General features: G+C 71.8%; 15 protein-coding genes and 1 tRNA gene. 13 read left to right on the forward strand and 3 right to left on the reverse strand.

Annotation, left to right across the window (positions count from 1 at the left end; all coding sequences use genetic code 11):
• Window positions 1-288: 288 nt before the first annotated feature.
• Window positions 289-1,098 carry a class I SAM-dependent methyltransferase gene (locus tag B100_RS0100305; RefSeq protein ID WP_024882476.1) on the forward strand — a complete coding sequence of 270 codons (810 nt, stop codon included), beginning with the start codon at window positions 289-291 and terminating at the stop codon, window positions 1,096-1,098.
• A 4-nt stretch (window positions 1,099-1,102) separates the two neighbouring features.
• Complete coding sequence (gene hrpB, locus B100_RS0100310) at window positions 1,103-3,649, forward strand: ATP-dependent helicase HrpB (protein ID WP_024882477.1); 2,547 nt, start codon at window positions 1,103-1,105, stop codon at window positions 3,647-3,649.
• 75 nt (window positions 3,650-3,724) lie between these two features.
• Here hrpB and B100_RS0100315 read toward each other — a convergent pair whose 3' ends face one another.
• Window positions 3,725-5,500 carry a lytic transglycosylase domain-containing protein gene (locus B100_RS0100315; protein ID WP_024882478.1) on the reverse strand — a complete coding sequence of 592 codons (1,776 nt, stop codon included), beginning with the start codon at window positions 5,498-5,500 and terminating at the stop codon, window positions 3,725-3,727.
• 322 nt (window positions 5,501-5,822) lie between these two features.
• On the opposite strand from B100_RS0100315, the gene B100_RS0100320 reads away from it, so the two are divergent.
• Window positions 5,823-6,686: a DUF4184 family protein gene (locus B100_RS0100320; protein WP_024882479.1), complete on the forward strand. Its 864-nt coding sequence runs from the start codon at window positions 5,823-5,825 to the stop codon at window positions 6,684-6,686.
• A 930-nt stretch (window positions 6,687-7,616) separates the two neighbouring features.
• Here B100_RS0100320 and polA read toward each other — a convergent pair.
• The gene (gene polA / locus B100_RS0100325; protein ID WP_024882480.1) at window positions 7,617-10,343 is read right to left on the reverse strand and encodes a DNA polymerase I; all 2,727 of its coding nucleotides are present in this window, start codon (window positions 10,341-10,343) and stop codon (window positions 7,617-7,619) included.
• 506 nt (window positions 10,344-10,849) lie between these two features.
• Between polA and B100_RS0100330 the strand changes: the two genes are divergently transcribed.
• The 8 genes from B100_RS0100330 to B100_RS0100370 all read left to right on the forward strand — a co-directional run bounded on the left by B100_RS0100330 (window position 10,850) and on the right by B100_RS0100370 (window position 21,076).
• Window positions 10,850-13,129: an FdhF/YdeP family oxidoreductase gene (locus B100_RS0100330; protein ID WP_024882481.1), complete on the forward strand. Its 2,280-nt coding sequence runs from the start codon at window positions 10,850-10,852 to the stop codon at window positions 13,127-13,129.
• Window positions 13,130-13,189: 60 nt separating this feature from the next.
• A complete protein-coding gene (locus B100_RS0100335) occupies window positions 13,190-13,672 on the forward strand; it encodes a hotdog fold thioesterase (protein ID WP_024882482.1) in 483 nt (160 codons plus the stop codon).
• Between the two features lie 196 nt (window positions 13,673-13,868).
• Entirely contained in the window at window positions 13,869-14,294 is a 426-nt protein-coding gene (locus tag B100_RS0100340) for a hypothetical protein (RefSeq protein ID WP_024882483.1), read from the forward strand.
• A gap of 892 nt (window positions 14,295-15,186) precedes the next feature.
• Window positions 15,187-16,422, forward strand: a complete 1,236-nt coding sequence (locus B100_RS0100350; RefSeq protein WP_024882485.1) for a branched-chain amino acid ABC transporter substrate-binding protein — start codon at window positions 15,187-15,189, stop codon at window positions 16,420-16,422.
• 112 nt (window positions 16,423-16,534) lie between these two features.
• Window positions 16,535-17,467: a branched-chain amino acid ABC transporter permease gene (locus B100_RS0100355; protein WP_024882486.1), complete on the forward strand. Its 933-nt coding sequence runs from the start codon at window positions 16,535-16,537 to the stop codon at window positions 17,465-17,467.
• Between the two features lie 5 nt (window positions 17,468-17,472).
• The gene (locus B100_RS0100360; RefSeq protein WP_024882487.1) at window positions 17,473-19,299 is read left to right on the forward strand and encodes a branched-chain amino acid ABC transporter permease; all 1,827 of its coding nucleotides are present in this window, start codon (window positions 17,473-17,475) and stop codon (window positions 19,297-19,299) included.
• Between the two features lie 5 nt (window positions 19,300-19,304).
• Window positions 19,305-20,363 carry an ABC transporter ATP-binding protein gene (locus B100_RS0100365; RefSeq protein ID WP_024882488.1) on the forward strand — a complete coding sequence of 353 codons (1,059 nt, stop codon included), beginning with the start codon at window positions 19,305-19,307 and terminating at the stop codon, window positions 20,361-20,363.
• Complete coding sequence (locus B100_RS0100370) at window positions 20,360-21,076, forward strand: ABC transporter ATP-binding protein (protein ID WP_024882489.1); 717 nt, start codon at window positions 20,360-20,362, stop codon at window positions 21,074-21,076. The genes B100_RS0100365 and B100_RS0100370 overlap by 4 nt, the downstream gene beginning before the upstream one ends.
• An 80-nt stretch (window positions 21,077-21,156) precedes the next feature.
• Here the strand turns inward: B100_RS0100370 and B100_RS0100375 are convergent, their stop codons facing one another.
• A complete protein-coding gene (locus B100_RS0100375; protein ID WP_024882490.1) occupies window positions 21,157-21,816 on the reverse strand; it encodes an ANTAR domain-containing response regulator in 660 nt (219 codons plus the stop codon).
• A 100-nt stretch (window positions 21,817-21,916) separates the two neighbouring features.
• Between B100_RS0100375 and B100_RS0100380 the strand changes: the two genes are divergently transcribed.
• Together B100_RS0100380 and B100_RS0100385 are read left to right on the forward strand one after the other, a co-directional pair.
• Window positions 21,917-21,999, forward strand: a tRNA-Leu gene (locus B100_RS0100380).
• 83 nt (window positions 22,000-22,082) lie between these two features.
• Window positions 22,083-22,862 carry a helix-turn-helix domain-containing protein gene (locus B100_RS0100385; RefSeq protein WP_024882491.1) on the forward strand — a complete coding sequence of 260 codons (780 nt, stop codon included), beginning with the start codon at window positions 22,083-22,085 and terminating at the stop codon, window positions 22,860-22,862.
• Window positions 22,863-22,865 lie beyond the last annotated feature (3 nt).

Here is a 22,865-nt window from a genome sequence, read left to right on the forward strand (position 1 = left end):
ACAGCCAAGGAAGCGCCACGAAAAACCGGTGACGCCTCGACAACCGAGGGGACATACATACAGATGCGAGCGCAGCCTGCTACGTCTGAGGTGCGCAGGCCCGCAGCGCAACTTGTAGCATACGGGGACGGCCGGGCAGGGTCAATGCGCGAAGCCGCCCACCCGGGGCGGATCGCCGCATAACCGGCACAACTGCCGTCTCCCGAGGCCACGCAGGGGTGAAGAAGACCCCCTCGGCGACACACCGGGGACCCGGCTGGACGGAAGAGTACGACGAGGGAGCCCACCATCCAAGAGCCCGAAGTCCCCGAACCCGAGGCGACCCGGCGGCAGGCCGGGGTCACGGAGAGCTCCCGGGCCAACCGGGGCTGGTGGGACCGCAACGCCGACGAGTACCAGACCGATCACGGCACGTTCCTCGGCGACGACCGCTTCGTGTGGGGCCCCGAAGGCCTCGACGAGGTGGAGGCGGAGCTGCTCGGCCCGCCGGAGGAGCTGAAGGGGCGCGACGTCCTGGAGCTGGGCGCCGGCGCGGCGCAGTGCTCCCGCTGGCTGGCCGCGCAGGGCGCCCGTCCCGTCGCCCTGGACATCTCGCACCGCCAGCTCCAGCACGCGCTGCGCATCGGCGGGGCGTTCCCCCTGGTGTGCGCGGACGCGGTCGCCCTGCCCTTCGCCGACGGCTCCTTCGACCTGGCCTGCTCGGCGTACGGCGCGCTGCCCTTCGTGGCCGATCCGCGGCTGGTGCTGCGTGAGGTGCACCGGGTGCTGCGGCCGGGCGGGCGGCTGGTGTTCTCCGTGACCCATCCGATCCGCTGGGCGTTCCCCGACGAGCCGGGCCCGGAGGGGCTGAGCGTGTCCGGGTCGTACTTCGACCGCACTCCGTACGTCGAGCAGGACGACAGCGGGAACGCGGTGTACGTGGAGCACCACAGGACGCTCGGGGACCGGGTGCGTGACGTGGTCGCATCCGGTTTCCGGCTGGTGGACCTGGTGGAGCCGGAGTGGCCGGCCTGGAACACCTCCGAGTGGGGCGGCTGGTCCCCGCTGCGGGGCAACCTGATCCCCGGCACGGCGATCTTCGTGTGCGCGCGGGACTGAGCGCGTGATCCGTCAGGACGCCCTGGAGTCCCTTCCCGTCCGCGAGGCCCTGCCCGGGCTCACCGAGGCTCTCGCCACGCACGGCACGTCCGTGCTGGTCGCCCCGCCGGGCACCGGCAAGACGACCCTGGTGCCGCTGGTGCTGGCCGGCCTGTGGGGCGCGGGCCCCGCACGGCGGGTGCTGGTCGCCGAGCCGCGGCGGATCGCGGCCCGCGCGGCGGCCCGGCGCATGGCGTGGCTGCTGGGCGAGCGGGTCGGCGGGCCGGTCGGCTTCACGGTGCGCGGGGAGCGGGCCGTGGGCCCGGACACGCGCGTGGAGGTCGTCACGACCGGTGTGCTGCTCCAGCGGCTGCAGCGCGACCAGGAGCTGGCCGGGGTGGACGTCGTGGTGCTCGACGAGTGCCACGAGCGGCATCTGGACGCGGACACCGCGGCGGCGTTCCTGTGGGACGTGCGCGAGACGCTGCGGCCCGATCTGCGGCTGGTGGCCGCGTCGGCGACGACGGACGCGCAGGGGTGGGCCCGGTTGCTGGGCGACGCGCCCGTGGTCGAGGCGCGGGGCACCGCGCACCCCGTGGACGTGGTGTGGGCGCCGCCCCCGCGCGCGGTGCGGCCGCCGCACGGCATGCGGGTGGACCCGGCGCTGCTCACGCATGTGGCGGCGGTGGTGCGCCGGGCGCTGGCGGAGCGGGACGGCGACGTGCTGGTGTTCCTGCCGGGGGTCGGGGAGATCGCCCGGGTGGCCGGGCTGCTGGGCGGCCTGGCCGGGGTGGACGTCCTGCAGGTGCACGGCAGGGCGCCGGCCGCCGTGCAGGACGCGGTGCTGTCGCCCGGGGAGCGGCGCCGGGTGGTGCTGGCGACGTCCGTCGCCGAGTCGTCGCTGACGGTGCCCGGCGTGCGGGTGATCGTGGACTCGGGTCTCGCCCGTGAGCCCCGTGTCGACCACGCGCGCGGGCTGAGCGCCCTGGCGACGGTACGGGCCTCACGGGCCGCGGGGCGGCAGCGGGCGGGCCGCGCCGGGCGTGAGGCCCCGGGCGCGGTGTACCGCTGCTGGGCGGAGGCGGAGGACGGGCGGCTGCCGTCGTTCCCCTCCCCCGAGATCAAGGTGGCCGACCTGACGGCGTTCGCGCTGCAGGCGGCCTGCTGGGGCGATCCGGACGCCTCGGGGCTGGCGCTCCTGGACGCACCGCCGGGTGGTGCGATGGCGGCGGCCCGGGACGTCCTGGCGGCGATCGGCGCCGTACGTCCGGACGGGCGCCCCACGGAGCGCGGTGCCCGTCTGACCCGCCTCGGCCTGCATCCGCGTCTGGGGCGCGCCCTGATGGACGCCGCGCCCCGGGTGGGTCCCGGTCTCGCGGCCGAGGTCGTCGCCCTGCTGTCCGAGGAGCCACCGCGTGACTACGGCGACGACCTCGCCGCCGCGCTGCGCGCCGCACGCCGTGGCGGTGACGGGTACGCGGCCCGCTGGCGCACGGAGGTGCGCCGGCTGCGCCGGGCGGCGTCCGCGGCGGGCGGGACCGCGCCCGGCGGCGCCGCGGAAGGCGGCAGGACGGCATCCGCGTCCGCGGGCGTGGGTGCGGAGGAGCGGGCGGCCGGTGTCGTCGTGGCGCTCGCGTTCCCCGAGCGGGTGGCGCGGGCGGAGGGCGGGTCGTACCTGATGGCGGGCGGGACCCGTGCCGAGGTGGGGGCGGCGTCCGCGTTGCGCGGCACCGAGTGGATCGCCGTCGCCGTGGCCGACCGTCCCGTGGGGCGCGGGCACGCACGCGTACTGCTGGGGGCCGCCGTGGACGAGGACGTGGCCCGCTGGGCGGCGGGGGCCCTGGCGGAGCGGCGCGAGGAGGTGCACTGGGCCGACGGGGACGTGGTGGCACGGCGCGTCGAACGGCTCGGGGTGGTGGAGCTGACCGCGCGGCCGCTCACCGACGCCGACCCGTCGCTGGTGCGCGCCGCGCTGCTGGACGGGCTGCGGCGGGAGGGCTTCGGCTTGCTGCGGTGGCCGGCCGGGGCGGCCGTCCTGCGGCAGCGGCTGGCGTTCCTGCACGCGCTACGGGGCGCGCCCTGGCCCGACGTGTCCGACGAGGCGCTCCACGCGCGCGTGGACGAGTGGCTGGAACCGGAGCTGAGCCGGGCGCGGCGCCGGGCGGACCTCGCCCGGATCGACGCCGGGCAGGCGCTGGGGCGGCTGCTGCCGTGGGCCTCCGGGGACGCGGCGCGCCTCGACGAGCTGGCGCCCGAGCGGATCACGGTGCCCAGCGGGTCGGCGATACGGATCGACTGGTCCGACCCGGAGCGGCCGGTGCTGGCCGTGAAGCTCCAGGAGATGTTCGGCCTGCAGGAGTCGCCCACGGTCGCCGGGATGCCGCTGCTGGTCCACCTGCTGTCCCCGGCAGGACGGCCCGCCGCGGTGACCGCCGACCTCGCGTCCTTCTGGCGGGAGGGCTACCAGCAGGTGCGCGCCGAACTGCGCGGCCGCTACCCCCGCCACCCCTGGCCCGAGGACCCGGCGTCGGCCCGCCCGACCCGCCACACGAACGCACGGCTGCGCCGCTGAGCGGCGCGATCGCGCGCGGGGCGGTGGAGGGGGGCCGCCACCGCCCGCTCACCACGGTGAGCGGGCGTCAGGGCGTCAGGACGTCGGGGTCTCCGTCGGGGTCGGGTCCGGGTCGGAGGAAGGGTCCGGGTCCGGGTCCGGGGACGGGGTGTCGGCCGGGGCCACGGTCAGTTCCACCGTGAGGGTCGCGCCGCCCGCCGTGGTGAGGCGGAGCAGGAACGTGCCGGCGGTGTCGTCCGCGTACAGCTTCGGCAGGGTCAGCCGGCCGTCCGCGCCCGTCCTCAGCCCCGTCAAGGTGCGGACCGCCTTGCCGTCGGCGTCCTTGAAGAAGGGGCCCTTGTCGTTCTCGGTGAGGTCCTCGGCCGACGTGACGAGGGTGGCGGCGACGGCGACCTTGCCCGCGGCCTCGCCCCGGTAGGTGGCCCTGACCTCGACCGGCTCGGCGAACTCGCCGCCCGGCACGCATGTCAGCGCCTTCTCTCCGGTGCGGACGAGCGCGTCGGCGGCCCGCTCCGTGACCGTGGCCTTGTAGGCGACCCCCTTGACGGAGCGCCCCACGACGGCGGCCTGGACGGCGAACGCGCCGGTCCTCTCCCCCGCCAGCAGCGCGGGCGCCACGGCGACACCCGACGCGTCGGTGACGACGGTCGCCACGCTCTCCCCGCCGGCGAAGGTGGTGTCGGTGTCCCCGACGATCGTGAAGCGGATCCGTACCTTGGCCACCGCCTTGCCCGCGTCGGTCTCCGCGCGGGTGCTGATGCGCTCGGCGAAGGTGTGGCCCGCCATGGCGGTCAGGCTCGCCGTGCCGGCGTCCTCCAGGTGACCGACCGTGTCGGTGGGCGTCGGCGGGGTGGTCGCCGGCGGCGTGGTGGGCGGCGCGCTCGGGCCGCCGCCGGGGGCGGGCGAGGTGGGGGTGGGCCGGGAACCGGTGGGCTTGCCGGGCCGGGTGCCGGGCCTGGCCGGCGGGGTGGTGCCCGGGGCCGACGGGGTGACGCCGGGGCGGCCGTCGTCGCTGCGGTCCACCGGCAGGCTGCCGCTGCCGTCCGGGATCTCGTGCGTGCCCTTGCGGTAGAACTCCAGCCACGACAGGACGGTGTTCAGGTAGTCCGTGGAGTTGTTGTAGCTGAGGATCGCCTTCCTCAGATCCTTCGGCTCGGACAGGTCCCAGTCGAAGCGGCACAGATAGTGACCGGCGGCGAGGGCGGCGTCGTAGACGTTGTTGGGGTCCTTGCGGCCGTCGCCGTTGCCGTCACGGCCCGCCCAGTCCCACGTGGAGGGGATGAACTGCATGGGGCCGACGGCCTGGTCGTAGGTGGCGTTGCCGTCGTAGGCACCCTTGTCGGTGTCCTTGATGAGGGCGAAGCCGTTGCCGTCGAGCTGGGGGCCGAGGATCGGCGAGACGGTCGTGCCGTCGGCGGTGACCTGGCCGCCCCGGGCCTGACCGGACTCCACCTTGCCGATGGCGGCGAGGAGTTGCCAGGGCAGGTTGCAGCCGGGGCTCTTCTCGCGCAGCGCGGCCTCGGCCTTCTTGTAGGCGTCGAGGACGGTCGCGGGTATGCCGGCCTCCGTGGCGCCCTGGGCGCCGGTGCCGGTCTCCGAGCCGGCGGAGGGCGACGGGTTGGGGCTGCTGAGGGGAGGGAGGTCCGTGTAGTACGGCGAGTTGCCGGTGGCACTGTCGTCGCCGTCGACGGTCGTGTCGGGCGCGGACGTGGCGTCGCCGGTGTTCTGTCTGCCCTGGTCGTCGACCGTCACGCCGGGAGCCTGGGACGCGGACAGGGCCGCCACCGCTGCCGCGGCCACGGCGGTGGTTGCCGCTCCCTTGCGCAGCCTCCTGCCGAATTGCGCCGCCATAGAGTGAACCCCTCCCGTGGGCGCTGTCGGCGCCCGTCACCGTGTGCTGTGCCCGCCCTGTTGTGACGATCCGTGCGCCCCGCCGGTTGCCTTGTTGTGCGGCCCCGGCTCGGCGACCCTCGCGACCCTACGACAACTTGCTTTGCGCGGACACCCGTTGCTGCCCGATATTCACCGGTTGGCCATCTCTTCGAGGGGCAGGTCCGCGGGGTGGCGGCCGGTGGCGTCGCGCTCTGCCGAATACTGGGTGCCCCGATCACCGGGGCCGCCGGCCGACGCGCCCGTTGACCGTCCCGGCCAACCCTTGCCGCGAGGAGTCCCGTTGCCGTTCACACTCAGCCACGCGGCGGCGGTCCTGCCCGCCGTCCGCACCGACGGAGGCGGACGCGGCCCGCTGGTCCCGGCCGTGCTGGTCGCGGGCAGCTTCGCGCCCGACATGACCTACTACGCGGCAAGTGTGGTGTCCGGGGCCATGGAGTTCGGTGACGTGACGCACGCGGCCTGGGGCGTGTTCACCGTCGACGTCGTCATCGCCTGGGTGCTGGTGGGGCTGTGGCTGCTGGTGCGGGAGCCGCTGGTGGCGTTGCTGCCGCGGGCGGGTCAGGGGCGGGTGGCGGCGCTGACGCGGTGCGGTGCGCCGCGGGCGCGCGTACGGCCCTCCCTGGTGGCGCGCTGGTACGTGTCGGCGGTGCTGGGGGTCGCGACGCACGTGGTCTGGGACGCGTTCACCCATCACGACCGGTGGGGGACGCGGCTCGTCCCGGTGCTGGGCGAGGAGATCGGCGGGTCGCCGGTGTACTGGTACGCGCAGTACGGGAGTTCGGCGGTGGCCGCGGTGGTGGTCGCGCTGTTCGTGGCGCGGGCGGTGCGCCGCGCGGTCCCCGGGGCCGCGGGGCCCTCGGGGGTGCCGGTGCTGTCCGCGGGCGACCGGTGGCGGGCGCTCGCGCTGATCGGCGGCTGCGCGCTCGTGGCGGCGGTGCTGCGAGCTTCGCGGTGGTGGGCCTACTGGGGCTCCGTCGCGAAGCCCTACGAGCTGATTCCGACCGTGTGCTTCGGCGCGGGCGCGGGGCTGGTCCTCGCGCTGCCGGTGTACGCCGTGGCCGTCAGGGTGCGGCGTCCGGCCCCGGCCGCGGAGGACCTTGCGGACGTGGATACGCGGCGGCCGGACCGTACGGCCGCACGCTGAGCGTCTCGCTCGCGGCGACGAACACGGTGACCGTGCGGACCGGGCGGGGCCGGGGCAGCAGGGTGAGGACGAGGGTGAGGTAGGCGCGGGCCAGCTCGGCCCACAGCCGCCACGGCGGCTGCTCGGTCCCCTGGCCGGGGGCGGTGGGGGTGCGGCCGGTTCTCCATCGGCCGTCGGTGAGGCGGCGGCCGAGGTGGGCGGCGGCGTCACGGAGTCCGGTGGTGAGACCGGTGGGGATGCGGGCGGTACTTGCGGCGGCCGCGAAGACCGGGACCGGCGGAAACGTCTTGGGGGTGGGTCCGTCGGATCCGGCCCGCGGGGGTGCCGCTCTGCGGTGAAGCATGCGTATACCCATGCATGGCATGCTGTCCGCCCACCTCACCGACGGCCCCCCTGCGGGGGCCACGTGGGTGAAACACCCCCGTGCCCGGCATACGCCCCGACGCCCCTGCGGAAGCCCTTCCGGGCGGACGACCCACGCGGCGGACCGAGCCGCACGGTGCCGCTCAGGACCACGCCCGGCTCAGCTGCCCGCCGCCCACCAGGAAGTCGCGGTCCCGCCCGGCCGAAGGCCCCGACACCCGCACGGCGTCCGGGGGGAGACACGGCGATCTGCCGGCCCACTGCCTGCCGCGCGCAACGACAGGCCCTGCGTGACGCGCGGCCGGCGGCCAACGACGCACGGCGTCCGACGACGCGAGGTGCCCTGTCGGACCCTCGGTGTCGGACCCGCCGGCCGGACGCCCCGCAGCCGCGACGCGTGGCACCCCCGCGGGCGGCCGGCGGCGCACCGCTGCCCGCCGGACCGAAGCCCGGCGGGCAGCGCGAGCTGCTGTGGCCCGTGCGGAGCCGTCCCCGCGCACCGGCGAGGTGAGCCGATCGGACGCCCGCCCGATCGGGTCACGCTCTCCGCGGCCGCGGCGGCCGGCCTCAGTGGGCCGCCGACTCCCAGTCCGGGCCGACGCCGACCGAGACGCCCAGGGGGACCCGCAGCTCGACGGCGGACGCCATCTCGCGGCGGACCAGGTCCTCGACCTGCTCGCGCTCGCCGGGGGCCAGTTCCAGGACGATTTCGTCGTGGACCTGGAGGAGCATGCGGGAGCGCAGGTCCGCCGCACGCAGCGCGCGGTCCACGTTCAGCATGGCGATCTTGACGATGTCCGCCGCCGTGCCCTGGATCGGCGCGTTCAGCGCCATCCGCTCCGCCGCCTCGCGGCGCTGACGGTTGTCGCTGTTGAGGTCCGGCAGGTAGCGGCGGCGGCCGAACAGGGTCGCGGTGTAGCCCGTCGCCCGCGCCTCGTCCACGACGCGGCGCAGGTAGTCCCGTACGCCGCCGAAGCGCTCGAAGTACGCGTCCATCAGCTGGCGCGCCTCCGCCGCCTCGATGTTCAGCTGCTGGGAGAGGCCGAACGCGGACAGTCCGTAGGCCAGGCCGTAGGACATCGCCTTGATCTTGCGGCGCATCTCCGCGTCCACCGCGGACTGCTCGACCGAGAACACCTGGGCCGCGGCGGTGGTGTGCAGGTCCTCGCCGGAGGTGAACGCCTCGGTCAGGCCTGCGTCCTCGGAGAGGTGCGCCATCACGCGCAGTTCGATCTGGCTGTAGTCGGCGGTGAGCAGGGACTCGAAGCCCTCGCCGACCACGAAGCCGCGGCGGATCGCGCGGCCCTCGTCCGTGCGGACCGGGATGTTCTGCAGGTTGGGGTCGGTGGAGGAGAGCCGGCCCGTCGCGGCGACGGTCTGGTTGAACGTGGTGTGGATCCGGCCGTCCGCGGCGATCGTCTTGATCAGGCCCTCGACGGTGACCCGCAGCTTCGCCTGCTCCCGGTGACGCAGCATGATCACCGGGAGTTCGTTGTCCGTCTGGCCGGCCAGCCAGGCCAGGGCGTCCGCGTCCGTGGTGTAGCCGGTCTTGGTCTTCTTCGTCTTGGGCAGGGCCAGCTCGCCGAAGAGGACTTCCTGGAGCTGCTTGGGCGAGCCCAGGTTGAACTCGTGTCCCGCCGCCGCGTGCGCCTCCTTCACCGCCTGCTGCACCGCACCGGCGAACATCTGCTCCATGGCCTCCAGGTGCGCCCGGTCGGCCGCGATGCCGTGCCGCTCCATGCGGGCGAGCAGGGCGGAGGTGGGCAGCTCCATGTCGCGCATCAGGTCGGAGGCGCCGACGTCCGCCAGGCGGCCCTCGAAGGTCTCGCCCAGGTCGAGGATGGCGCGCGCCTGCACCATCAGCGACTGCGCCTGCGCGCCGTCGTCCGCGCCGAAGGCCAGCTGCCCGTCGGGGGCGGCGGCGGGCGCCAGCTCCCGGTGCAGGTACTCCAGGGACAGCGCGTCCAGGTCGAAGGAGCGGCGGCCCGGCTTGACCAGGTACGCCGCGAGCGCGGTGTCCATGGTGACGCCCTCGATCTCCCAGCCGTGCTCGGCGAAGACCCGCATGGCGCGCTTGGCGTTGTGGAACACCTTGGGCCGGGCGGCGTCGCCGAGCCAGGCGCGCAGCGTCTGCTCGTCGGTCTCGTCCAGCTCGGACGGGTCGAACCAGGCGGCCGGTCCGTCCGCCGTGGCCAGCGCGATCTCGGCGACGGAGCCGGTGCCGAGCGCCCAGGTGTCGACGGCGGCGACGCCGAGGGGTCCGGTGCCGTGTTCCGCCAGCCAGCCGGCCAGCTCGCCGGTGCCCAGCACGGTGCCGTCGACCTCCACGCCGTCCGTGACGACCGGGGTGGTGTCGGCCTCCTCGGCGCCGGGGTCGACGCCGAACAGCCGCTCACGCAGGGACGGGTTCCTGATCTCCAGGGTGTCGAGGATCATCGCCACGGCCTTGCGGTCGTAGGCGGTGCGCTCCAGGTCGAGCACACCCTTCGGCAGCTCCACCCGGCGCTCCAGCTCGGTGAGCCGGCGGTTGAGCTTGACGGCCTCCAGGTGGTCGCGGAGGTTCTGCCCGGCCTTGCCCTTGACCTCCTCGACCCGCTCGACCAGCCCGGCGAAGGAACCGAACTGGTTGATCCACTTCGCGGCGGTCTTCTCGCCGACGCCGGGAATGCCGGGCAGGTTGTCCGACGGGTCGCCGCGCAGCGCGGCGAAGTCCGGGTACTGCGCGGGCGTGAGGCCGTACTTCTCGAAGACCTTCTCCGGGGTGAAGCGGGTCAGCTCGGAGACGCCCTTGGTCGGATACAGCACGGTGACGTGGTCGGAGACCAGCTGGAAGGAGTCCCGGTCGCCGGTGACGATCAGCACGTCGAAGCCCTCGGCCTCGGCCTGGGTGGCGAGGGTGGCGATGACGTCGTCCGCCTCGAAGCCCTCGACGGCGAAGCGCGGCGCGTTCATCGCGTCGAGCAGCTCGCCGATCAGCTCCACCTGGCCCTTGAACTCGTCCGGGGTCTTTGAACGGTTCGCCTTGTACTCGGTGAACTCCTGGGACCGCCATGTCTTGCGGGACACGTCGAAGGCGACCGCGAAGTGCGTGGGCGCCTCGTCACGCAGGGTGTTGGCGAGCATCGACGCGAAGCCGTAGATCGCGTTCGTCGGCTGGCCCGTCGCGGTGGTGAAGTTCTCCGCGGGCAGCGCGAAGAACGCGCGGTACGCCAGTGAGTGCCCGTCCATGAGCATCAGGCGCGGGCGGCTTCCGCCGGGGGTCTGGTCGGTCTTCTTCGATGCTGTGTCTGCCACGTGTCCGATCCTGCCACGCCACACTGACACCGAGCCCCGCCCCCGCCGCGACCTCGCCCAAGGGGCACCGAGCACCGGCGTCGGCGTGGGCGTGGGGCGTCTGCGCGCCTCGGCGCCGACGAGGTGCCGCCGCGCCCACCCGTGCCGCCCCAGGCGGCACGATTGCCCGCAGTTGGCGGGACTGGCGCCCGCCGCCCGCCACCGGTGTCGGTGCAGCCGCTCGGGCGGGGAGGGGACGGGGTGGGGGTGGGCGCCCGCAGCGGCTGGCGCGTCCGCGCCGTTCCCCTTGCAAGCGGCCCCATCGCGCCAGACCGAGGACGACCGCCCCCACCGCGGCCCCGCACCACAAACCCACCGTCGGCGCTACGCCCGCCCCCACCGGACCGCCACCCTGCGCCGCAGGCACACGACCCCCAGCCCCCACCGGACCGCACCGTAGGCCCGGCCCCTCCCCCGTGCGAGGATCGAAGAGATCCACCTCACACATGCGTGAACAGGAGTGCGCGATGGCAACGAAGCCGCCCCAGGGCGACCCGGTTCAGGACGCGCCGCAGGTGGCCGAGCGGAAGCGGGCGGCCGCCGGACTTCCCGCGGTCGGCCACTCGCTGCGCATGGCCCACCAGCAGATGGGTGTGAGGCGCACGGCGCTGACGCTGCTGAGCGTGAACCAGAAGGACGGCTTCGACTGCCCGGGCTGCGCCTGGCCCGAGCCGGAGCACCGGCACAAGGCGGAGTTCTGCGAGAACGGCGCGAAGGCGGTGGCCGAGGAGGCCACTCTCCGCCGGGTCACCCCCGAGTTCTTCACCGCGCACCCCGTCTCCGACCTGGCCCGCCGCAGCGGTTACTGGCTGGGGCAGCAGGGCCGGCTGACCCACCCCATGTACCTCCCGGAGGGCGCCGACCACTACGAGCCGGTGAGCTGGGAGCGCGCCTTCGACATCGTCGCCGAGGAGCTGACCGCGCTGTCGTCCCCCGACGAGGCCGTCTTCTACACCTCGGGCCGGACCAGCAACGAGGCCGCGTTCCTCTACCAGCTCTTCGCCCGCAAGCTCGGCACCAACAACCTGCCCGACTGCTCCAACATGTGCCACGAGTCGTCCGGCTCGGCCCTGTCGGAGACGATCGGCGTCGGCAAGGGCAGCGTGCTGCTGGAGGACCTGTACCAGGCGGACCTGATCGTGGTCGCCGGGCAGAACCCGGGCACGAACCACCCGCGCATGCTGTCCGCCCTGGAGAAGGCCAAGGCGAACGGCGCGCGCGTGGTGAGCGTCAACCCGCTGCCCGAGGCGGGTCTGGAACGCTTCAAGAACCCGCAGACGCCCAAGGGCCTCACCGCCGGCACCACGCTGACCGACCTGTTCCTGCAGATCCGCATCGGCGGCGACCAGGCCCTCTTCCGTCTCCTCAACAAGCTGATCCTGGACACCCCGGGCGCGGTCGACGGGGAGTTCGTCCGCGAACACACCCACGGCTTTAAGGAGTTCACCGAAGCCGCGCGCGCCGCCGACTGGGACGAGACGCTCACCGCGACCGGCCTGGCACGCGAGGACGTCGAACGCTTCCTGCGGATGGTGCTGGACTCGGAACGCATCGTCGTCTGCTGGGCGATGGGTTTGACCCAGCACAAGCACTCGGTGCCGATGATCCGCGAGATCGTGAACTTCCTGCTGCTGCGCGGCAACATCGGCCGTCCGGGCGCGGGCGTGTGTCCGGTGCGCGGTCACTCCAACGTGCAGGGCGACCGCACGATGGGCATCTTCGAGCGGCCCGCGCCGGCGTTCCTGGACGCCCTGCAGCGGGAGTTCGGTTTCGCTCCGCCGCGTGAGCACGGCTACGACGTCGTACGGGCGATCCGCGCGCTGCGTGACGGCGAGGCGAAGGTGTTCTTCGCGATGGGCGGCAACTTCGTCTCCGCCTCCCCCGACACGGAGGTCACCGAGGCGGCCATGCGCCGGGCCCGGCTGACGGTGCACGTGTCGACGAAGCTGAACCGCTCGCACGCGGTCACGGGCGCGCGCGCCCTGATCCTGCCGACGCTGGGCCGCACCGAGCGCGATCTGCAGGCGAGCGGCGAGCAGTTCGTGACGGTGGAGGACTCCATGGGCATGGTGCACGCCTCCCGCGGGCGCCTGGAACCGGCGAGCCGGCACCTGCTGTCGGAGCCGGCCATCGTGTGCCGGCTGGCCCGCCGCGTCCTCGGCGCCGAGGACGACGTGCCGTGGGAGGAGTTCGAGAAGGACTACGCGACGGTCCGCGACCGCATCGCGCGCGTGGTGCCCGGCTTCGAGGACTTCAACGCGCGCGTGGCACACCCTGGCGGCTTCGCGCTGCCGCACGCCCCGCGCGACGAGCGCCGCTTCCCCACCGTCACCGGCAAGGCCAACTTCACAGCGGCGCCGGTCGAGTACCCGCACCTGCCCGAGGGGCGGCTGCTGCTGCAGACGCTGCGCTCGCACGACCAGTACAACACCACGATCTACGGCCTGGACGACCGTTACCGGGGCATCAGGAACGGCCGCCGGGTGGTGCTGGTGAACCCGGAGGACGCGCGGGACCTGAAGCTGGCGGACGGCACCTACGTCGACCTGGTCGGCGAGTGGAAGGACGGCGTGGAGCGCAGGGCGCCCGGTTTCCGCGTCGTGCACTACCCGACGGCCCGGGGCTGCGCCGCCGCGTACTACCCGGAGACCAACGTGCTGGTGCCGCTGGACGCCACCGCGGACACCTCCAACACCCCGGCCAGCAAGTCGGTCGTGGTGCGTCTGGAACAATCGGCGACCGACTGAGCGTTCGCTCAGCACACAGACGTACCGACGTACCGACGCACGACGATTGGAGCCGGGCCCATGGGAGAGTCGCAGCAGGTGAAGTTCCCGCAGGAGGTCATCGACGAGTACGCCGCGCTCGGTGTGGACCTGCGGGCGCTGTTCTCGGCGGGCCACCTGGGCACGCGGATGGGCGTGCAGATCACGGAGGCGTCGGCGGAGCGCGTCGTCGGGACGATGCCGGTGGAGGGCAACACCCAGCCCTACGGCCTGCTGCACGGCGGCGCGTCCGCCGTGCTGGCGGAGACGCTGGGCTCCGTCGGCTCGATGCTGCACGGCGGCGTGCACAAGATCGCGGTCGGGGTGGACCTCAACTGCACGCACCACCGCGGGGCGCGCTCCGGCCTGGTCACCGGGGTCGCCACCCCGGTGCACCGGGGGCGGTCCACGGCGACGTACGAGATCGTGATCACCGACGAGGCGGACAAGCGGGTGTGCACCGCCCGGCTGACCTGCCTGCTGCGGGACGTGCGGCCCGGCGACGCGGAGAAGGCCGCGGGCTGACGGCGGTTGGCGGTGCCGGGTGACAAAGCACCCGCACCGCCCCCCTCACCACGCACCGCGCCCTCGCGACCCGCATCGCACCCCAGCCGCCCCGCACCCCGCCCGGGTCGCCACGGGCGCACCGCCCCCGCCCCGTCCCTCACCGCGCCCGTCGCCGCCATTGCCTGCGGTCGGCGGGCGCCTTAGCGTTCGGGGCATGGGACGGGGCAGCACCTCTCGGCCGGGGGCGTTCGGTGTGCTTCTGCCGGCCGCGCTCGCGGCGGGCCTGACGGTGACCGTGGCCGGGTGCGGCGCGGCCGGCTCGGGCCAGGCGCGCGACGCCCCCTCGACGGCGCCCGGCCCCGCGTCACCGTCACCCCGGGTGACCTCCGACGTGGACCTGTGCGTGAGCATCGTCGGCCACTGGTCGCGCGAGGTGCTCGACGGCCGCGGGTACGGCGACTACCAGTCCATGGGGATGTCCGGCGGCCAGTACGAGATCCTGCGCGAGGTGGTGGACGCCGCCCGGGCCGCCCGGCGCCAAGGGACGCGCGTCGTGGACGCGTTGATCGACCGTCAGTCGCGCGAGGGGTGCGAGGCGTGGTACCGGGGCGGCGGGCCCGGCGAGGGGCCGTGGCGATGAGCGGGGGCGGGGTCGGCCCCGTGGAGCCGGAGGGGGACACGCACGTCCGGGACACGGACCCCGCCCCCGGCCTCCGGCGCGCGTTCCTCCCACGGTGGTCGCGCCGCCGCCGCAGGACCACGGCCGGCACCCTTCTCGCCGTGGCCGTCCTGGCCGGCGGCACGTCCCTGTACCTCACACGACCCCGCCCTGAACCGCCTCCCGAGCCCTCATTTCCGAGCCAGGTGACCGCCTTCGCGTACCTGGACATGCAGGTCAGGGGCTCGCGGGGGACTTTGCGAACTTTTGAGTTCACAATACAAGCATTTATGGAATCCGGCCCTCCGGTGACCGTTCTGCACATTTCCCAGCCCTATGCCGGTCTCAGCCTCACCTCCACCCCGACCGTCCCTTTCGGGGTGAAAAGCGGATCGCCACGCAAGATCACCGTGACCGCGGAGGTGACGGATTGCGGGAAAGTGCCACGGAACACCGGACTCCCTTTCCTGGATGTAACACTGCGTAACATGCGCGCAAAGGAGGTGCACAGCTTCATCCTGGGAGCCCGGTACGCACAGGACCTCTCGCAGGCCCTGCAGGTCGCCTGCGCCAACGAATTCCGGTAATCAGCAAAACGCCTGATACACCTGAACCGCCCCCGCCGAGTCCTGCGGTTTCTCACCATGCGGACAGGGCAAAACGGCGGGAATTCTGCTCTTCCCCCCACTCAGTACCGCTCTGCAATACGTCGTGTCATAACAAGAGCGTCACAGCCTTGGCCAGAGTCTCCTCCGCATTCCCCACACACGCTTAGAGTCACGGCCAGTCACCGCGCCGCCTGATTCTCACTCGGCCCAGCGCTCGACTCGGCCGTTTCCACCGGGAAGCGGCTGTCAGGGGAAAGGACTGGATCGTGCGTCAACGTTCGCTCATAGCCATCACCGCCGCCCTGGCGGCGGGTGCACTCACCCTCACCGCCTGCGGCTCACGCGACGACGACGGCGGCGGCAGCTCGGACTCCGGCAACGGTGGCACCACCGTGGTCATCGGCGTCGACGCGCCGCTGACCGGCGACCTCTCCGCGCTCGGCCTCGGCATCAAGAACTCCGTCGACCTCGCCGCGAAGACCGCCAACAAGGAGAAGTACGTCGAGGGCGTCACCTTCAAGATCGAAGCCCTCGACGACCAGGGCCAGGCCTCCGTCGGCCAGCAGAACGCCACCAAGCTCGTCGCCAACAAGGACGTGCTCGGCGTCGTCGGCCCGCTGAACTCCTCCGTCGGCGAGGCGATGCAGAAGGTCTTCGACACCGCCAAGCTCGTCGAGGTCTCCCCGGCCAACACCAACCCCGCACTCACCCAGGGCGTCAACTGGGCCAAGGAGAAGGCCCGGCCGTACAAGTCGTACTTCCGCACCGCGACCACGGACGCCATCCAGGGCCCGTTCGCCGCGCAGTACGTCTACAACGACGCCAAGAAGAAGAAGGTCTTCGTCATCGACGACAAGAAGACCTACGGCGCCGGTCTGGCCGCCACCTTCACCGAGGAGTTCAAGAAGCTCGGCGGCCAGGTCGTCGGCACCGAGCACATCAACCCGGAGAGCAAGGACTTCAGCGCCGTCGCGACGAAGGTCAAGAACTCCGGCGCCGACGTCGTCTACTACGGCGGCGAGTACCCGCAGGCCGGCCCGCTCAGCAAGCAGATCAAGGAAGCCGGCGCCAAGATCCCGCTCGTCGGCGGTGACGGCATCTACAGCGCCGACTTCATCAAGCTGTCCGGCGCCTCGGGCGTCGGCGACCTCGCCACCTCCGTCGGCGCGCCCGTCGAGACGCTGCCGTCCGCCAAGGAGTTCGTCGCCAACTACAAGGCCGAGGGCTACAAGGACGCCTTCGAGGCCTACGGCGGCTACTCCTACGACTCCGCCTGGGCGATCATCGAAGCCGTCAAGAAGGTCGTCGAGGACAACGACGGCAAGCTCCCCGACGACGCCCGCTCCAAGGTCGTCGACGCCATGCAGAACGTCTCCTTCGACGGCGTGACCGGCAAGGTCTCCTTCGACGAGTTCGGTGACGCGACCAACAAGCAGCTCACCGTCTACACCGTCAAGGGCGGCGACTGGGCCACGGTCAAGTCCGGCACCTTCACCGGCTGACCACCCCCGCACCACTCACACGGGCCGCGCGGGGCGCTGTTCCACTGGCGCCCCGCGCGGACCCGGTTCCGGCCCATCCGTCGAACATTCCGAAAGTCTCGGAGGACATGCGGTGAACGAACTGCCGCAGCAGCTGGTCAACGGCCTGCTACTGGGATCCATGTACGGCCTGGTCGCCATCGGCTACACAATGGTCTACGGCATTGTCCAGCTCATCAACTTCGCCCACGGCGAGATCTTCATGGTCGGCGCCTTCGGCGCCATCACCGTGCACCTGTACGTCTTGCCGGACGGCACCTCCATGTGGGTCGCCCTGCCGCTGATGCTGCTCGGCGCCATGATCGTCTCCGTGCTGGTCGCCATCGGAGCGGAACGGTTCGCCTACCGCCCGCTGCGCGGCGCACCCCGCCTGGCCCCGCTCATCACCGCCATCGGACTCTCCCTCGCGCTCCAGCAGGCCGTCTGGGCCTTCTACCCCGAGGCCAAGTCCAAACTGCCCTTCCCCCAGATCGAGGGCGGCCCCTTCACCATCGGCGGCGCCACCATCCAGACCGGTGACATCTTCCTGCTCGTCGCCGCGCCCATCAGCATGGCCTTCCTGGCCTACTTCGTGATGCGCACCCGCACCGGCCGCGGCATGCAGGCCACCGCGCAGGACCCGGACACCGCCAAGCTCATGGGCGTCAACACCGACCGCATCATCGTGATCGCGTTCGCCCTCGGCGCCGTCTTCGCCGCCGTCGGCGGTGTCGCCAGCGGTCTGAAGTACGGCCAGATCGACTTCAAGATGGGCTTCATCCTCGGCCTCAAGGCCTTCACCGCGGCCGTACTCGGCGGCATCGGCAACATCTACGGGGCCATGATCGGCGGTGTGGTCCTCGGCGTCGTCGAGACCCTGGCCACCGCCTACATCGCGGACATCCCCGGCCTGGACAAGTTCGGCAGCCAGTCCTGGGCCGAGGTCTGGGCCTTCATCCTCCTCATCCTCGTGCTCCTGTTCCGGCCACAGGGCCTGCTCGGCGAGCGCGTTGCGGACAGGGCGTGACACCGATGACCACACAGACCACCGCATCCGAGACCGTGGCCGCACCCACCCCGAGCACCCCCACCGGGCTCATCGGCATCCCCGCCCACCTCGGCCGCGCCCTCGCCACCGGCGGCAGCGTCCTCGCCGTCGTCTCGACCTTCCTCGCCTGGACCTGGACCGCCGAATTCCCCGGCGACCTCACCGTCTACGGCTACCCCGGCGGACTGCAGGTCCTGGTCCTCGTCGGCGGCGCCCTCGCCACCCTGTTCTCCATCGCCTCCTACGGCGTCAAAGGACTGCGCTGGCTCACCCCGGCCGGCGCCGACGCGGCCCTGAAGTACGCCGTCCTCGGCACCTTCGCCACCGCCTGGTACACCGTCGTCTCGATCAGCACCGAACTCGGCGGAGTCGTCAACCTCGAGCCCGGCGGCTACCTCGTCGCCGCCGCCACCCTCATAGCCCTCCTCGGCGCCCTCGCCCTCCCCTTCGAACGGCCCGAGCCCGACCCGATCGACCCCGACGAAAACGGCTGGGAACAGTTCAAGCACGACGCCGGCCACGCCATGGCCGTGCTCCGCGCCGCCTTCTCCTCCGGCAGCCCGCGCCCCCTGCGCACCCTGCCGTCCTACGCCGAGATCCTCGTCATCGTCGGCATCCTGGCCCTCGCCCTGGTCATCTTCACCTACGGCATCGGCACCGAATACGACGAACTGTTCGTCGGCTTCCTGATCACCGCCGGCTTCGGCTTCAGCGCGCTCAACCGCTCCGGCCTGATCGCCCACGCCTCCCAGATCAGCGCACGCCACCAGAACATCACCGTCTGCGGCGCGTTCATCGCCGCAGCCCTGTTCCCCTTCACCCAGACCGACGACCAGTACGCCACCCTCGGCGTCTACATCCTCATCTTCGCCACCGTCGCCCTGGGCCTGAACATCGTCGTCGGCCTCGCCGGCCTGCTCGACCTCGGCTACGTCGCCTTCCTCGGCGTCGGCGCCTACGCGGCCGCACTCGTCTCCGGCTCCCCCAGCTCACCGTTCGGCGTGCACTTCCCCTTCTGGGCCGCCGTACTCGTCGGCGCCGCCGCCTCGCTGATCTTCGGTGTGCTGATCGGCGCACCCACCCTACGACTGCGCGGCGACTACCTCGCCATCGTCACCCTCGGCTTCGGTGAGATCTTCCGCATCGCCGTCAACAACACCGACGGCACCTCCGGACCGGACCTCACCAACGGCTCCAACGGCATCGCGTCCATCCCGGACCTGAACATCCTCGGCTTCGACCTCGGCATCCAGCACGACATCGCGGGCTTCACCATCGGCCGGTTCGCGAACTACTTCTTCCTGATGCTGATCATCACGGCCGTCGTCGTCCTCGTCTTCCGGCGCAGCGGCGACTCCCGCATCGGCCGCGCCTGGGTCGCCATCCGCGAAGACGAGACCGCAGCCCTCGCCATGGGCATCAACGGCTTCCGCGTGAAGCTCATCGCCTTCGCCGTGGGCGCCACCCTCGCCGGCCTCGCAGGCACGGTGCAAGCGCACGTCACCTACACCGTGACCCCCGAGCAGTACCTGTTCGCCGGCACCACCCCGCCCAACTCCGCCTTCCTCCTCGCCGCGGTCGTGCTCGGCGGCATGGGCACCATCGCCGGACCCCTCCTCGGTGCGGCGCTGCTCTTCCTCATCCCCAACAAGCTCCAATTCCTGGGCGACTACCAGCTCCTCGCGTTCGGACTCGCGCTCGTCCTGCTGATGCGCTTCCGTCCCGAGGGCCTCATCCCCAACCGCCGCCGCCAACTGGAGTTCCACGAAGAGGCCGACGCGCCCACAGTCCTGAGCAAGACGGGGGCCTGACCACCATGACCACCGACACCACCACCAAGGACACCGCCGCGAGCGCGTCCGACCCCGGCAGCGTCGTCCTCGACGCCCGCGGCGTCACCATGCGGTTCGGCGGCCTCACCGCCGTCCGCAACGTCGACCTCACCGTCCGCAGCGGCGAGATCGTCGGTCTCATCGGCCCCAACGGCGCCGGCAAGACCACCTTCTTCAACTGCCTCACCGGGCTGTACATCCCGACCGAGGGCGAGGTCCGCTACCAGGACAAGGTCCTGCCGCCCAAGTCCTTCAAAGTGACCGCCGCAGGCATCGCCCGCACCTTCCAGAACATCCGGCTGTTCGCCAACATGACGGTCCTGGAGAACGTGCTCGTCGGCCGGCACACCCGCACCAAGGAAGGCTTCTGGTCCGCCGTCCTGCGCGGACCCGGCTTCCACAAGGCCGAGGCCGCCTCCCGCGCCCGGGCCATGGAACTCCTGGAGTTCGTCGGCCTCGCCGACAAGGCCGACCACCTCGCACGCAACCTCCCCTACGGCGAGCAACGCAAGCTGGAAATCGCCCGCGCGCTCGCGAGCGAACCCGGGCTGCTGCTCCTCGACGAGCCCACCGCGGGCATGAACCCCCAGGAAACCCGGGCGGCCGAAGAACTCATCTTCGCCATCCGCGACCAGGGCACCGCGGTCCTCGTGATCGAGCACGACATGCGATTCATCTTCAACCTCTGCGACCGGGTCGCCGTACTCGTCCAAGGAGAGAAGCTGATCGAGGGCGACCCCGCGACCGTCCAGGGCGACGAGCGCGTGATCGCCGCATACATCGGAGAGCCCCTCGCGGACGACCCCGGCGCCGCGGAAGTCGCCGAAGTCGAAGCCGCCGAGGCAGCCGCCGAGGCAGCAGGCCGGCCCCAGGCACCCGCCAAGACGGCCGCCACCGTCCCCACGGACGCCGCCCCGGACGACGCCGAAGCAGAGACCGAGGCGAACGCCGACGCCGACACGGACGCCGAGACAGCAGCACAGGCGCACACAGAGGCCGAGGCCACCACCGACGCCGCGCCCGGCAAGGAGAACGACCGATGACCGCACTCCTCGAGGTCGAGGACCTGAAAGTCGCCTACGGCAAGATCCAGGCCGTCAAGGGCATCACGTTCAGCGTCGAGGCCGGCGAAGTGGTCACCCTCATCGGCACCAACGGCGCCGGCAAGACCACCACCCTGCGCACCCTCTCCGGGCTCCTCAAGCCCGTCGGCGGCCAGATCAAGTTCAACGGCCGGTCCCTGAAGAAGATCCCCGCCCACAAGATCGTCTCCCTCGGACTCGCCCACTCCCCCGAGGGACGGCACATCTTCCCCCGCATGACGATCGAGGACAACCTGCGCCTCGGCGCCTTCCTGCGCACCGACAAGACGGGCATCGAACAGGACATCCAGCGCGCCTACGACCTCTTCCCCATCCTCGGGGAACGCCGCAAGCAGGCCGCCGGCACCCTCTCCGGCGGTGAGCAGCAGATGCTCGCCATGGGCAGGGCCCTGATGTCCCGGCCGCAGCTCCTCATGCTCGACGAACCCTCCATGGGCCTGTCGCCGATCATGATGCAGAAGATCATGGCGACCATCGCCGAGCTGAAGTCCCAGGGCACCACCATCCTGCTCGTCGAGCAGAACGCCCAGGCCGCCCTCTCGCTGGCCGACCACGGCCACGTCATGGAGGTCGGCAACATCGTCCTGTCCGGCACCGGCCGGGACCTCCTCCACGACGAGTCGGTCCGCAAGGCCTACCTCGGCGAGGACTGAACCCGCAGGCGAAAGGCCCGCACCCCCGGTCGGGGGGCGCGGGCCTTCGTCCTACCCGTGACCTCGGGCGGCGGCCCCGCTCAGCCGCCCTTCGCCGCCTTCTTCTCCTCGGCGTCGTCGATGACCGCCTGCGCGACCTGCTGCATCGACATCCGCCGGTCCATCGACGTCTTCTGGATCCACCGGAACGCCGCCGGCTCCGTCAGCCCGTACTGCGTCTGCAGCACCGACTTGGCGCGGTCCACCAGCTTGCGCGTCTCCAGACGCAGGCTCAGGTCGGCGACCTCGCGCTCCAGCTCCTTCAGCTCCGTGAACCGCGACACCGCCATCTCGATCGCGGGCACCACGTCGCTCTTGCTGAACGGCTTCACCAGGTACGCCATCGCACCCGCGTCCCGCGCCCGCTCCACCAGGTCGCGCTGCGAGAACGCGGTCAGCATCAGCACCGGGGCGATGGACTCCTCGGCGATCTTCTCGGCCGCGGAGATGCCGTCCAGCTTGGGCATCTTCACGTCGAGGATCACCAGGTCGGGGCGGTGCTCACGCGCCAGCTCGACGGCCTGCTCACCGTCACCGGCCTCGCCGACGACCGTGTACCCCTCCTCCTCGAGCATCTCTTTGAGATCGAGCCGGATCAGTGCCTCGTCCTCGGCGATGACGACGCGGGTCGTCATCGGCGGCACGTGCGACTTGTCGTCGTCGGGCACGTCTGCGGGCTGGGGCGACTCGGGGGCGCTCAACGTGGGCTCCTTGGTGCGAGGCAGGCCGGTACTGCTGCTTTGCAGCCTACCTAGAGGCGGCGGCCACGGCTGAACCGGTATGATTCCGTGAGCCAGTCCTGCCGGGTTGGTGGAATGGCATACACGGATGTCTCAAACACATCTGCCCGTGAGGGCTTGCGGGTTCGAGTCCCGCACCCGGCACATCACAGAGGCGGAGGATCACGTTCGCGTGGTTCTCCGCTTTTTGCTGCGTGGCGTAACGATGGCTCACACACAGTGGCCGTATGGAACAGCACAGTCCTTCGATCCGCGCACATGCTGTCGCCCTCATGCGACAGGGTGTCCCCAACCGTGAGGTGGCGGAGCAACTGAACATCCCGCGAGGCACCATTGGCTGGTGGCGTTGCGAGGACCGCAAACTGCGCGGTGAGGTGTACCGGCAGCCGACAGACTGCCCGAAGTGCACAGGCCGTGACTTCGACAGAGCAGCGTACTCGTACCTGCTGGGTCTATATCTCGGCGACGGCCACATCGTCTCGAAGCCGAAGCAGCGCCACCTGTCGATTTTCTGCAACGCCGAACAGACCGGCCTGATCGCGGCCGCCGAAGAAGCGATGCGCAAGGTAATGCCCTCCCCCAGCGTCGGACGGAACCGCAAGCCCGGCTGCATCGAGGTCAAGTCGTACACCAAGCACTGGACGTGCATGTTCCCCCAGCACGGCCCCGGCAAGAAACACACACGCAAGATCGCCCTCGAACCCTGGCAGCAGAGCATCGTCGACGAGCATCCCTGGGAGTTCATCCGCGGGCTCATCCACTCGGACGGCTGCAGGATCATCAACTGGACGACTCGCATGATCGCCGGCGAACGCAAGCGCTACGAGTATCCGCGGTACTTCTTCACCAACAAGTCCGACGACATCAGGAAGCTCTTCACGGACACGCTGGACAAGGTCGGCGTCGGGTGGACGACGCTGGCCCGTGGCAGCGACCCCTTCAACATCTCCGTCGCCCGCAAGGCGTCCGTCGCCCTGATGGATCTCCACGTGGGCCCCAAGTACTGACCG

Source organism: Streptomyces sp. CNH189 (assembly GCF_000527195.1).